Genomic DNA, 13483 nt, shown 5'->3' on the forward strand with positions numbered 1-13483 from the left:
AAAACAACTATGCTTGAAATAAGATCATAAAAAGATTAGATAGTCACAAAGGGAATATCTTTAATATATATTTAAAAATTCATATCCAGCAGCAAGAGATATAAAATACTTTCATCTAATTATTTTCAAAATACTTACGGAGTAATAAATGAACCGCGTAAAGCGTATAAATATGATAGCCGGGGCCACCCTCGCCGCTACATTATTCCTAACGGGCTGCTCATCAGATGAAAATGAAGTCTCTGTAGAGAAAGAAATCATCCGACCAGTCAAACTCATTACAATCAGCTCAACAGATGCCATTAACATTCGCCGATTTCCTGCAGAACTAAAAGCTAGCAAAGAAGCCGATTTAGCGTTTCGTGTTGGCGGTCAGTTAAAGAACATTCACGTGGTTGCAGGACAGCGAGTGACAAAAGGAGAGTTACTCGCCGCTCTTGATCCTACTGACTTCACCCTACAAGTAGAACTTGCTGAAGCCAACCAACGCCTTGCTGAAGTGCAATTCAACCGTATTCAAACAATGTTAAAGCAAAACGCGACAACAAAATCCCAATACGATTCAACAAAAGCGACATTGGATCAGGCAAATAATGCTCTGCAATCTGCAAAAAACCAACTTAAGTACACTAAGGTTTACGCTCCGTTTAGTGGCGTCATTTCGTCTGTTGTAACAGAGAATTTTCAATATGTCAGCGCCACTCAGGCTCTAATGCATATCCAGGATATCGACAATCTTGATATTGAATTCCAAGTGCCTGAAAGTCTTGTCGTCAGCATAAAAAACACTCAAACAGACTACATGCCTCAAGTGATTGTAGACGTTGCACCAGATGAAGAGCTGTATGCGGCTTACAAAGAACACAATACAACGCCAAATGAAACGACAATGGCTTATGAAGTCACACTGCATTTGATTCGAAAAGAAGACAAAACTCATACGCTATTACCAGGTATGACAGCCAATATCGACATCAACCTAAATTCACTTTTGGGTGTGCAAAAGCACGTTGTTATTCCTGTCGAAGCCGTACTTCGCCATGAAGATACCAGCACAGGAAAATCAAGCAGTACGGTTTGGGTATTCAATAGTAACACCAAAAAAGTAGAAGCTCGTTCAGTAGTACTGGGCACCTTGCAAGGGAATCTAATTGAAATAAAATCGGGTCTAAATACCGGTGATCAGATCGTTGCGGCCGGTGTGAACAGCTTAACAGACGACATGCAAGTTCGCCCTTGGACACGTGAGCGAGGCTTATAATGGATATTGCTGCTTACTTTATAAATCGTAAAGTCACCAGTTGGATGCTCACGCTGATCTTATTGATCGGTGGTACGATTGCATTTACCAATCTTGGTCAGTTAGAAGACCCTGAATTTACCATCAAAGATTCTCTTATTATCACCTACTATCCTGGCGCTTCGCCAGAGCAAGTAGAGGAAGAAGTAACCTACCCTATTGAGCGTGAACTACAAAACTTACCTTACGTTGATAAAATTACGTCAACGTCAAAAGCGGGTTATTCAAAAGTTCAACTAACCATTAAAGACACCTATCGTGCCAAAGAACTAAAACAGATCTGGGATGAAGTTCGTAAGAAAATTCGCGATATTTCTGGTGCCTTCCCTTCTGGCGTCGGCTCACCGATCGTGCTGGATGATTTCGGTGATGTATACGGCGTCATGCTGGCTATCCACGGTGAAGGCTATCCTTACAAAGACTTAGAAAACTATGTCGACTACGTAAAGCGTGAATTGGTTCTAGTAGAAGGTGTGGCGAAAGTCACAGTGGCTGGCGAGCAAGATGAACAAGTAACCATCGAGATTTCACGGGCAAAATTGGCCAACATGGGCATTGCACCAAGCCAATTAGAAACGCTATTGAAAAATCAAAACAGCGTGTCAAACGCGGGACGCGTTAAAGTCGGAAGCGAATACATACGTATTAGTCCGACAGGAGAATTCAAGGATATTTCAGAACTTGAAAACTTAATTGTCGGAACCCCTATCGACGGTAACCTCATCCGCTTAAAAGATGTTGCGACCATTAAACGAGAATACGTTGAGCCTAAAACGCATTTGGTCGACTTCAACGGTGCTAAATCTCTTTTGCTTGGTGTTTCTTTCTTATCAGGCGTTAACGTCGTAAAAATTGGCGAGACATTAGAGCAAAAAATTGCAGAACTAGAATACCAGCAACCGGTTGGGCTGAGCATGGAGCCAATCTACTTCCAATCAAAAGAAGTCGATCGTTCCGTGTCTGATTTCTTGCTAAACCTAGCCGCGGCTGTTGGCATCGTTATCCTTGTGTTATTGGTTTTCATGGGCATTCGCTCAGGCATCTTGATTGGTATCGTTCTTTTATTGACCATTCTGGGTACTTTCATCGTCATGGACTATTTTAAGATCAACCTACAACGTATCTCATTAGGTGGTTTGATTATTTCCTTAGGGATGCTGGTTGATAACGCCATCGTGGTGACCGAAGGGGTTCTCATTGGCTTACAAAGGGGCATGACAAAAATCCAAGCCGCGAGCGCAGTGGTCAAGCAAACTAAATGGCCTTTATTAGGCGCTACCGTCATTGCGGTAACTGCTTTTGCGCCAATTGGCTTATCTCCAGATGCCGTTGGCGAATTTGTTGGCTCACTCTTTTATGTATTGCTGATTTCGCTGTTATTAAGCTGGTTCACCGCGATTACTCTTACCCCTTTCTTTTGTGATTTATTATTCAAAGAGAGCATAGCAAAGGCCAATAGTGAAGAAGGGGAATCAGAAGAGCCGACTGATCCATATAAAGGTTTCATTTTTACAGGGTATAAATGGCTACTAGATAAAGCCATGCGCTTTAGATGGGTCACCGTTATTTTGCTGGTTGGTTGCTTATTGGTATCCGGTTGGGCGTTCCAATTCGTGAAACAAGCCTTCTTTCCACCTTCTACCACACCAATGTTCTATATGGACATTCAGATGCCAGAAGGTACGCACATTGACGACACTTACGAAAAAGTCCGTGTGATTGAAAAAGAGCTGTTAAAAGACGAGCGCATTGAATACGTCACTTCGACAACGGGTCAAGGCGCCTTGCGCTTCATGTTGACTTACAATGCTCAGCAGGCGAACTCTAGCTACGCTCAATTTATTGTTCGTACCAAAGAAAAAGAAGCAATTCCGGGGCTATTAAAAGACCTGTATTACAAAATGCAGGAAGATTACCCTGAGTTAGAAGTGAAACTGCAACGCCTACAATTAGGGCCCGATAGTGGCGCAAAACTTGAAACGCGCATAAGCGGTCCTGATCCTAAACTTTTGCGTCAATTTAGCGCAAAAATCCAAGATATTTACCGTAATGATGGTGGCCTGGAAAATATTAAAGACGATTGGCGTCAGCCAGTTAAGGTGCTTCGCCCAATCTTTAATGATGCTCAGGCCCGACGCTTAGGCATCAGTAAAACCGAACTGGATGACGTTCTACTCACTAACTTCACTGGTTCACAAATTGGCTTGTACCGTGAAGGCACAGACCTTCTTCCTATTGTTCGTATCGCGCCAGAAAATGAACGAGTCTCCATTGACCAAATCCGTGATTTGCAGATTTATAGTCCAGCGTCGGGTTCTTACGTCACGCTCTCCACATTGGTTTCTGGATTTGAAACCGTATGGGAAAATCCGATTATCGAACGCCGAGATCGTAAACGCACGATCACTGTCATGGCTGACCCCAACATTTTGGGTGATGAAACCGCCATGGCGATATATGGTCGTACTAAAGCGGATATTGAAGCCATCAAATTACCACCGGGTTACACCCTAGAATGGGGTGGTGAATACGAAAGCAGCACCGATGCACAAGCAAACATATTCAAGGCATTACCTTTGGGTTATTTGTTTATGTTCATCATTACTATTTTGCTGTTCAACTCGATTCGTGTACCACTCACAATTTGGTTTTGTGTCCCACTGGCCTTAATTGGTGTGTCCACTGGATTGCTCGTAATGAACTCCGCATTCAGCTTTATGGCACTGCTCGGATTTTTGAGTCTGTCGGGGATGACGGTGAAAAACGGCATTGTACTGGCAGATCAAATTAACTATGAATTCGATCAAGGAACCGAAAAGTACGAGGCAATTTTCAATTCCGCAGTAAGTCGTGTTCGTCCCGTTTGTATGGCTGCTATTACCACCATACTCGGTATGATTCCACTGCTTTACGATGCGTTCTTTGAAGGCATGGCCGTTGTTATTTCTTTCGGTCTTGGTTTTGCTACGATACTAACGCTCATCGCTGTACCGGTGTTTTATACACTGCTGTTCCGTGTTAAATATCGTCCATACCGCGATTTCAATTAAACACTGATTACTGTATATCAAAGAGTCTTGTCGCCATAAAGCGTCAAGACTCTCTGTTTTACCCTTTATTTCATTGAGAAGATTATGCGTCTAGACGACATCCTAAAGCTCGACATTAAGCTACTCGTTGCCTTTACCACCATTATGGAAGAAGGCAGCGTGTCACGTGCGGCAGAAAGGTTGGGCGTCACTCAGCCAGCCTTAAGCAAAAGCTTACAACGACTGAGGGATTTGTTTAAAGATTCATTATTCACTCGCCAAGCGTATGGATTAACGCCCACTGCCAGGGCGTCTGAGTTACAAGATCAGATACGACCAATTCTAAGCTCGTTGTCCGAACTAATGAGCCCAAATTCGTTGGATTTAAAGACGCTAGACAGACGCTTTAAGTTGCGTGTTGATGAAGGTGATTTGGAAAACTTTATCGAGCCCTTGCTCGCCTCGTTACAATACCAAGCACCGAACCTGTGTTTATCCATCAGTTCATGGGGCGGTGCTCAACTTGATGAGCTAACGTCTGGCAACATAGATTTGGGGATCATGCGTATTAACGATACGCCGGGGAATATTCGCAGCAAGTTAATAGGCTATATGGAAGCCTGTATTGTATTGAGCGAAGCCCATCCGTTGTTTCATCAAGAGAAGGTGTCTGTGTCGGACTTACTGTCCCATAAAGTGGTCACTCACCATTTACGCAGTCATCGTAATAGCTCTTTTTCAAAGACTGAACAAAAACTCAAGCAACGAGGTCATATCATACGACCAAACCTCGAAACCGATAGCTTAATGGTAGCGATGCAAGCGGTAAAACGCGGCATGGCACTGGTCACGTCACGTTCAATTGGCGATTTATTTCTAAACGTAATGTGTGAAAAGGCCAATTTCTATCCGGTCAAATTATTACCAATCCCCAAAGAAGTATTGGAGCTTGACGAATATAATGGCCGACACCCTATTCATATTTTTTGGCACGAACGCTTCAACAATGATCTTGCCCATCGCTGGCTTAGAGAGCAAATCATTTTCTTTATGCGCGAATCGCCTTGGATGCACTTACCTGACTAAATAAACGCCTGATTAAATAAACGCCTGACTAAATAAACATCAGGTCCAATAGCAGCCAAACCAACAAGCAATGTATAAATCATCCCGCGTCGCGCTCGGCTCTCACCCAGTCAAAGCGCGAAATGCTTTCCCCGTCGATTTCAACCGACTCTTTAAACATGGTTAGCGGTCTAGCCCACCAACCAAAATCGCCATATAAAGCCTGATAAATAACCAAACTCTCTTCTGTTTCACTGTGTTTTACCACACGCTCAACCCAATATTCAGCGCCTTTATAATGCTGATATACGCCAGATTTCATCTTTCATCCTTCTATACTTTTAAAAAATCGACCAAAAACAGCCAATATCCAGAAAAACCTGTCGCCAATAAGAAAGTTACTCTCTTACCAACTTTGTCGATCTCAGTGATAATACTTAACACATTATCGCTTATAACGAATTTTTCAGGGATTTAATATGTATCTAGTACGTCCAGTAGATTTTGCAGATCTTCCCGCGCTGGAACGCCTTGCTCAACAGGTCGGTATTGGTATTACAAACTTCCCCGCGAACAGAGAGCGCTTAAACGACAAAATTGCCTCATCGCGTCGCTCTTTTCAAACCGATGTTGTACAGCCAGGGGATGAATCCTACTTGTTTGTGCTGGTCGACACCAGCAACGAGAAAATAGTCGGTTGTTGTGGCATCGATGCAATGGTCGGTGCTGATGCCCCTTTTTACAGCTACCGCATTGATGAAGTGGTTCACGCTTCCCCTCAACTGCAAATTCACAATCGTATTCCAGCCTTGTATTTATGCCATGACTACAGCGGCACAAGCCGTCTTATTGCTTTGGTCGTCGACAAAGCACATCAAAATCCGCTAGCCATGTCGTTGTTGTCAAAAGCTCGGTTGCTGTTTATCGCTCGTTACCCTGAACGTTTTACTAAACGCCTCTTTGCTGAGCTTCGCGGTGAAAGTGACAAACAAGGCTACTCTGCTTTTTGGGATGCGCTTGGAAAACATTTTTTTTCCATGGACTTCCAAAAAGCCGACTACCTTTCAGCAGTGAGTAATAAACATTTTATCGCAGATTTAATGCCTCGTTATCCTATTTATGTACCTACTTTGCCAGAAGCCGCGCAAGACGTTATTGGTGTGATTCATGAAGACTCCAGCCAAAGCGCAGACATTTTATTGGAAGAAGGCTTCGAGTTTAGAGGCTATGTGGACATTTTCGATGCAGGGCCAACCATTGAAGCCAGAACAGAAAGTCTTCACACCATTACTCAGCAAAAATCAGGTAAGGCTTTGTCTCTGACCGAAAAATCAAAAGGCGCAATGCACCTTATATCGGCGGGTCACTTAGACAGTTTTCGCGTCACAGCGGCACCGGCAGAGCCACAAGTTGCCGGCTTAGCCTTAGAAAAAGTAACACAAGAAAAACTCGCTATTTCAGCAGGCCACCGCATTCAATGGGTCGCTCTGTAAACAACAACTTACTAGAGACTTTTGCACTTTGCCATATGCGCATCAAAGGCAAAGCAAAGGTCTTAGCACCGTAAAAACGGTTTAATAAAACACGAGAGGAATACCATCATGATGGTCATACGCCCAATTTGTCAAAATGACCTAAAGTCACTTTATCGACTTGCCGAAAAAACGGGGATTGGTTTCACCTCTCTCGTCCCAGATGAAGCCATTCTACAAAAGAAAATCGACGGTGCGGTTCGTTCCTTTGCTAAAGATAATGTCACCAAACCGAGCAATGAAGACTACTTGATGGTGCTAGAAGACAGCACAACAGGCGACATTGTGGGTACATGCGGCGTGCTAGCCACCGTTGGTTTAGATGAACCATTTTACAGCTACCATTTAGGTACCATTACTCATGCCTCAAGAGAGCTTGGTGTCCATAACGCCGTGCCAACGCTCATTTTGAATAATGATTTCACGGGGTGCAGTGAAATTTGCACGTTATTTTTAGAAGAGGACTTTCGCCATTCTAAAAATGGTCAGCTATTGTCTAAAGCACGCTTTATGTTCATGGCACAATTTCCAGAACGCTTTACCGAAAAAGTCTTTGCTGAAATGCGCGGTGTGAGCGATGAAAATGGCGTGTCGCCTTTATGGGAAAGTCTTGGACGTCATTTTTTCTCCATCGACTTTAAAGAAGCGGATGAATTGACGGGTCAAGGCAACAAACAATTCATCGCTGAATTGATGCCGAACAACCCTGTCTACGTGAACTTACTGCCCAAAGAAGCCAGAGATGTACTGGGGCACGTTCATCAAAATACAGTTCCAGCGCGTCGTCTACTAGAGCAAGAAGGCTTTCGCTACGAAAATTACGTCGACATTTTTGATGGTGGACCAAGTCTCGAAGCCAGAGTTCAAGATATTCGCGCTGTTCGTGATAGCCGTCTATGCCTTGCTAATATTGGCCAACCCAAAGGAATCGGAGAAGGAAGCTACTACCTCGTTTCCAACGCAAAAGTAGCGGACTTTCGTTGCATCTTGATTCAACGATCAATACCACCAGGCAGCGCCATGACCTTGACGCAAGAAGAAGCAGACAGTCTGTGTATCATCACTAAAGAACCGGTACGAGTCGTCGAATTATCACCTTATTCAAGGGGCTGATTATATCGCCCTTTGCGTGAATGGGTTCCCTGCTTTAGGGACATCAATGAACAACCACTTACGCAAAATTTAAAGGAGTCATTATGAACACCATGAAACAAGCACATTACATAAACGGCCAATGGCTATCAGGCGAAGGCCAACTATTCCGCTCTATTGATCCAGCGGACGCCAGTGTAGTATGGCAAGCCAACGCGGCGACAACGACCCAAGTTGATCTTGCCATCAAAGCCGCTCGCAGCGCATTCCCAACTTGGGCCAATCGTCCATTGGAAGCCCGTTTGATCATCATCGACGCCTTTGCAGCCCTAATAAAAGAACACAGCGAAGCCATCGCGACGGCCATCAGCCGAGAAACAGGCAAGCCAATTTGGGAAACTCGTACGGAAGCGGCCGCTATGGTCGGTAAAGTGGCTATCTCAAAACAGGCGTATCACGAAAGAACCGGTGAAAAAACCACACCAATGCCGGGCGCTACTGCACGCTTACGCCACCGTCCACATGGCGTTGTGGCCGTTTTCGGCCCATATAATTTCCCAGGGCATTTACCAAACGGTCACATAGTACCTGCGCTGATTGCCGGTAATACGGTTGTGTTTAAGCCCAGCGAACAAGCCCCAGCCACCTCCGATTTAATCCTTCAACTATGGGAACAAGCAGGCTTGCCGGCTGGCGTGTTAAACATGATACAGGGCGAACGAGACACTGGCGTTGCCTTAGCCAATCATCATGGTATTGATGGTTTGTTTTTCACCGGTAGCCCACAAGTCGGACACATACTACATAAAGACTTTTCAGGGCATCCGGGCAAAATCTTAGCCTTAGAAATGGGCGGCAACAACCCTCTTTTAGTGTCTGAAAAAATCGCTGACCAACGCGCCGCCGTGCATGAAATCATTCAATCAGCCTTTATTTCAGCAGGTCAACGCTGTACCTGTGCGCGCCGTTTATTATTGCCTAAAGGTCAGCTTGGCGATGCTATCTTGCAATCTCTAGTGACCGCCACTAAAGCCTTGAAAATTGATCGTTTCGATGCCAGCGAACAACCTTTCATGGGGCCAGTGGTTTCTGCTCAAGCCGCAGATGGTTTGATGCAAGCTTATCAAAAACTGGTTGCATTAGGCGCAACACCTGTCTTAGAAATGACGCGCGGTGACAGCAAAACCGGCTACGTTACACCAGGTATTATCGACGCAACCGACATGCTAGAGAACTTACCCGATCAAGAATACTTTGGCCCCTTGCTTACCGTGATTCGCTACGACTCATTAGATCAAGCCATGAGTATTGCGAACAACACACAATTTGGCCTCTCTGCTGGCTTACTGTCTGATGACAAAAACGAATACGAGTGGTTCTTGCAGCACAGTCGTGCTGGCATTATCAACTGGAACCGTCAAACCACTGGCGCGTCAAGCAACGCACCATTTGGTGGGACTGGCGCAAGCGGCAACCATAGAGCGAGTGCTTACTACGCGGCTGATTACTGTGCTTACCCAGTTTCTAGCATCGAAGCAGACAGCTTAACCATGCCAGAAAAACTGGGTCACGGTCTAACGTTATAGTGTAAAACTAAGACCTTAGCACCTAGATAATAAACACGATTGAGGTAATTATGAACACAGCGACAGAAGCCAATTTTGATGGCTTAGTGGGCCCAACCCACAATTACAGCGGCCTTTCTTTTGGTAATGTCGCTTCTTTAAACAACTCGGCACGATCATCAAACCCAAAGGCCGCGGCCAAGCAAGGCTTAACCAAGATGAAAGCCTTGGCGGACATGGGCTTTGTTCAAGGCGTACTCGCGCCTCATGAACGCCCACATATTCCTACTTTGCGCCGTCTTGGTTTTTCTGGCAGCGATGCCAACGTATTAGAACAAGCCGCGAAACAAGCACCTAAGCTTTTGGCTGCGGTGAGCTCCGCCTCATGCATGTGGACAGCCAACGCAGCCACCGTGTCACCAAGCGGCGATACAGTTGACGGCCGAGTTCACTTCACTCCGGCTAACTTGGTCAATAAATTTCACCGTTCGATCGAACATGAAACCACAGGGGCCATTTTACAAGCCACGTTTAAAGATGATAAACACTTCGCCCATCACGCCGCATTACCAAGTGTTGATCACTTTGGTGATGAAGGCGCCGCAAACCATACGCGTTTTTGCCACAACTATGGCGAACAAGGCATTGAATTTTTTGTCTATGGGATGGAAGCCTTCAACAACAGCGGTCCTCGCCCAGCAAAATTCCCTGCTCGTCACACCTTAGAAGCATCGCAAGCCGTGGCTCGTCGTCATGGATTATCAGCGGATCAAGTAGTTTACGCCCAACAGAATCCAGCCGTTATTGACGCCGGTGTATTCCACAACGACGTAATCGCCGTCGGCAATCGTAATGCACACTTCTACCATCAAGAAGCATTTTTAAATACAGCACAGATGAAGCAGGATTTACTAACAGCGTGGGGAGACAGAGCCTCTCAGTTTCACCTGATTGAAGTGCCAAGCGCTGCGGTATCGGTACAAGATTGCATTCAGTCTTACTTATTTAACAGCCAACTGTTGAGCCGTGGCGACAATGACATGGTATTGATCGTACCGGGAGAGTGTGAAAACAACCCTGCGGTTTGGGCGTATTTAAACAGCTTAGTAACAGGTAACTCACCGATCAATGAAGTGAAAGTGTTCGACCTAAAACAAAGCATGAGCAATGGTGGTGGACCAGCTTGCCTTCGACTTAGAGTGGCCTTAACCCACGCTGAACAAAAAGCGATTAACCCCTCCACACTGATGAATAACGCGTTATTTGGACAATTAAATAATTGGGTAGACAAGCATTACCGTGATGAACTGCATGAAGCAGATCTTGCTGACCCTAAATTGCTGATTGAAAGCCGAAATGCATTAGATGAACTTACTCAGATAATGGACTTAGGAAGCGTGTACGAATTTCAGAAGTAACCTTACCAACCCCACCCTAGCCCTCCCCTTGAAGATAAGGGGAGGGAACAAAAAACAGTACCTAGCCCCTCACCTGTCAGGAGGGTGTTGTTCTTCAGCTCCTCCCCCTGTCAAGGGGGAGGTTGGGAGGGGGTTGTTCTTCAGCTCCTCCTTCTCTGCTAAGGAGAGAGAACAAAAAACAGTACCTAGCCCCTCACCTGTCAGGAGGGTGTTGTTCTTCAGCTCCTCCTTCTCTGCTAAGGAGAGAGAACAAAAAACAGTACCTAGCACCTCACCTGTCAGGAGAGTGTTGTTCTTCAGCTCCTCCCCCTGTTAAGGGGGAGGTTGGGAGGGGGTCACTGAACTTTATGCAAAAGTACCTGCAGTACAGAATCCAGCTCATTCATAATTTGCGCATTCGTAAAACGCACAACCTCTAGTCCTACATCCTGAAGATATTCAGACCTCTCCCTATCATATAACTGAGCTTCTTCTGTAAAGTGACTAGCACCATCCAATTCGATTGGAAGATGTTTTTCGGAGCAGTAAAAGTCCACAATAAATATCCCTATTCCATGCTGCCTTCGAAACTTCACACCAAGCTGTCGTCCTCTGATGTGACGCCATAAGCGACGCTCAGGTTCTGGCATATTACTTCTTAATTTGACTCTCAAATATTGATAGTTTTTTAGATTAAATACTCGTTCGCTCATTCCATAAGCCCTGCTAAACCTTGAACAATTAACCCCACCCTAGCCCTCCCCTTGAAGATAAGGGGAGGGAACAAAAATAGTACCTAGCCTCTCCCCCTGAAGATATGGGGAGAGAACAAAAATAGTACCTAGCCTCTCCCCCTGAAGATAAGGGGAGAGGACAAAAATAGTACCTAGCTCCTCCTTCTCTGTTAAGGAGAGGGAAAAAAGTAGTACTTAACTCCTCCCCCAGTTAAGGGGGAGGTTGGGAGGGGGTCGTACTAATAACTAAAAATGCTCACCGTTTTCGTAATAATCTTTGCCTTGTAGATCGTGAAATAACACGGTGATGTCTTGTCCACTGTCGACCAAGGGTCTTATCAATTCTTCGATAATCAAAGTAACTTTTTGTTTTACTTCATCGCCTCGATCAAACCACAGCACATCAAAAAAGGGATAAGCAGGAGAAGCGCCGCCCACAGCTAGGTAGGTCGTTGGCTGATACTCAAGCGTAAAATGCGAATTAGGCGTGTCTGTCATTTCTGCCAAATTCTCAATCAATATATCAGCAACAGACTCTAGTTCGTCAAATGCCAAGCCGCGTACACGTATATGAGGCATAACTGTCCTTATCTATAGTATTCAATTAAGCACGCTGAATCGTGATTGAGTGGTTAATATTCGTCCACATAATCAAATGAATGTGTCTCAACGATGTTTCCATCAAGCACAATGTCCACGCTCCACTTACCATCAAACCCAGGCATCAAACGCTTGCTTGACCAAACACGCCAGCGATCACCACCAATATCAAAAGCAACATCCGCTTGTTCTTCTCCGTCCAATTTCCAACGGTGAATCACTTGGCCTCCAGACATTGCTCGTAAATCTGTGAAAAAATAGACACGTTGAATTTCACCATACTCTACTTTTACAATGGGGCCGATATCATCAATCGGCTCTCGATCAATAACATCGGTTGAAAACTGAGCTCGGGCAACGGTGCCTTCAGCCCACGCAGGCAATATCGTTGCAAACGATAAAAGCCCTGCAAGCACAACTCGTGTTAGCGTCTGCCACATAGTAAAATCCTATTATGTTTTTCATTGAGGATCATAAGAACACGGTTTTTTAGACGGTGTTTTTTTATGAATAAGTCTAAGAGTAAAGTTAGCTTAAAATGATGTAAAAAAAACGAGAGTTTTGTGTAATTTTGCAATATCTCTCGTTTTCTACTGTAAAACAATAAGATGGGATAGGCAGAAGAAGTAATGCTTATTTTTCCTGACGATCCGCTAACGGCGTCGAAAACGTATACTCCATATCCCAAGGGAAACGAATCCAAGTATCTTGGCTCACTTCAGTGATGAAAGTATCCACCAATGGTTTACCGGCTGGCTTGGCATAAATCGTTGCAAAGTGCGCTTTTGGCAACATTTCACGTACTTTTGCTGCAGTGCGTCCCGTGTCTACCAAGTCATCAACTAGGATAAAACCTTCGCCGTCCCCTTCCACACCTTTCAGAATGCTCAATTCGCCCTGTTTCATCGCCGCGTCGCCTTGTTCGTCAGCGCCATAGCTGACAATACAAATGGTATCAATCAAACGAATGTCCATTTCACGACACAAAATAGCCGCTGGCACCAAACCACCGCGAGTAATCGCGATAATGCCTTTCCAAGGACCTTGCTCAAGCAATCGCCAAGACAAAGCACGCGCATTTCTATGCAACTCTTCCCATGATACTGGAAAATCTTTTGAATAAGGGATCATCAAGGCTCCTACGCTTTATTAAGCTATCGGTTATCGTG

Annotated in this window: 12 protein-coding genes; 7 read left to right on the forward strand and 5 right to left on the reverse strand. The window is 44.9% G+C overall.

Going from position 1 to position 13483, the window contains the following annotated elements; genetic code table 11:
- Positions 1-148: 148 nt before the first annotated feature.
- The 3 genes from MP3633_RS15855 (at position 149) to MP3633_RS15865 (ending at position 5415) form a co-directional block, all read left to right on the forward strand.
- Positions 149-1261: an efflux RND transporter periplasmic adaptor subunit gene (locus tag MP3633_RS15855; protein ID WP_112141153.1), complete on the forward strand. Its 1113-nt coding sequence runs from the start codon at positions 149-151 to the stop codon at positions 1259-1261.
- Positions 1261-4350, forward strand: a complete 3090-nt coding sequence (locus MP3633_RS15860) for an efflux RND transporter permease subunit (RefSeq protein WP_176336255.1) — start codon at positions 1261-1263, stop codon at positions 4348-4350. The genes MP3633_RS15855 and MP3633_RS15860 overlap by 1 nt, the downstream gene beginning before the upstream one ends.
- A gap of 84 nt (positions 4351-4434) precedes the next feature.
- On the forward strand, positions 4435-5415 hold the full coding sequence (locus MP3633_RS15865) for a LysR family transcriptional regulator (RefSeq protein ID WP_176336256.1): 981 nt from the start codon (positions 4435-4437) through the stop codon (positions 5413-5415).
- A 79-nt stretch (positions 5416-5494) separates the two neighbouring features.
- On the opposite strand, the gene MP3633_RS15870 is transcribed toward MP3633_RS15865, so the two are convergent.
- Entirely contained in the window at positions 5495-5716 is a 222-nt protein-coding gene (locus tag MP3633_RS15870) for a DUF1653 domain-containing protein (protein ID WP_176336257.1), read from the reverse strand.
- A 157-nt stretch (positions 5717-5873) separates the two neighbouring features.
- Here MP3633_RS15870 and MP3633_RS15875 point away from each other — a divergent pair, with 157 nt between their 5' ends.
- The 4 genes from MP3633_RS15875 to astB all read left to right on the forward strand — a co-directional run bounded on the left by MP3633_RS15875 (position 5874) and on the right by astB (position 11001).
- Positions 5874-6887, forward strand: coding sequence for an arginine N-succinyltransferase (locus MP3633_RS15875; protein WP_176336258.1), 1014 nt, complete (start codon positions 5874-5876; stop codon positions 6885-6887).
- A gap of 108 nt (positions 6888-6995) precedes the next feature.
- Positions 6996-8039, forward strand: a complete 1044-nt coding sequence (astA, locus tag MP3633_RS15880; protein WP_176336259.1) for an arginine N-succinyltransferase — start codon at positions 6996-6998, stop codon at positions 8037-8039.
- A 92-nt stretch (positions 8040-8131) separates the two neighbouring features.
- Positions 8132-9604 carry a succinylglutamate-semialdehyde dehydrogenase gene (gene astD / locus MP3633_RS15885; protein ID WP_176336840.1) on the forward strand — a complete coding sequence of 491 codons (1473 nt, stop codon included), beginning with the start codon at positions 8132-8134 and terminating at the stop codon, positions 9602-9604.
- Positions 9605-9654: 50 nt separating this feature from the next.
- Positions 9655-11001 carry an N-succinylarginine dihydrolase gene (astB, locus tag MP3633_RS15890; RefSeq protein ID WP_176336260.1) on the forward strand — a complete coding sequence of 449 codons (1347 nt, stop codon included), beginning with the start codon at positions 9655-9657 and terminating at the stop codon, positions 10999-11001.
- A 335-nt stretch (positions 11002-11336) separates the two neighbouring features.
- Here astB and MP3633_RS15895 read toward each other — a convergent pair whose 3' ends face one another.
- The 4 genes from MP3633_RS15895 to gpt all read right to left on the reverse strand — a co-directional run bounded on the left by MP3633_RS15895 (position 11337) and on the right by gpt (position 13445).
- On the reverse strand, positions 11337-11693 hold the full coding sequence (locus MP3633_RS15895) for an endonuclease domain-containing protein (protein WP_176336261.1): 357 nt from the start codon (positions 11691-11693) through the stop codon (positions 11337-11339).
- A 267-nt stretch (positions 11694-11960) separates the two neighbouring features.
- Complete coding sequence (locus tag MP3633_RS15900) at positions 11961-12293, reverse strand: DUF1904 family protein (protein ID WP_176336262.1); 333 nt, start codon at positions 12291-12293, stop codon at positions 11961-11963.
- Positions 12294-12346: 53 nt separating this feature from the next.
- Positions 12347-12754, reverse strand: a complete 408-nt coding sequence (locus MP3633_RS15905) for a DUF2914 domain-containing protein (RefSeq protein ID WP_176336263.1) — start codon at positions 12752-12754, stop codon at positions 12347-12349.
- Between the two features lie 193 nt (positions 12755-12947).
- Positions 12948-13445, reverse strand: coding sequence for a xanthine phosphoribosyltransferase (gpt, locus tag MP3633_RS15910; RefSeq protein WP_176336264.1), 498 nt, complete (start codon positions 13443-13445; stop codon positions 12948-12950).
- Between the last annotated feature and the right edge of the window lie 38 nt (positions 13446-13483).

The organism is Marinomonas primoryensis (assembly GCF_013372285.1).
Classification (GTDB): Bacteria; Pseudomonadota; Gammaproteobacteria; order Pseudomonadales; family Marinomonadaceae; genus Marinomonas; species Marinomonas primoryensis.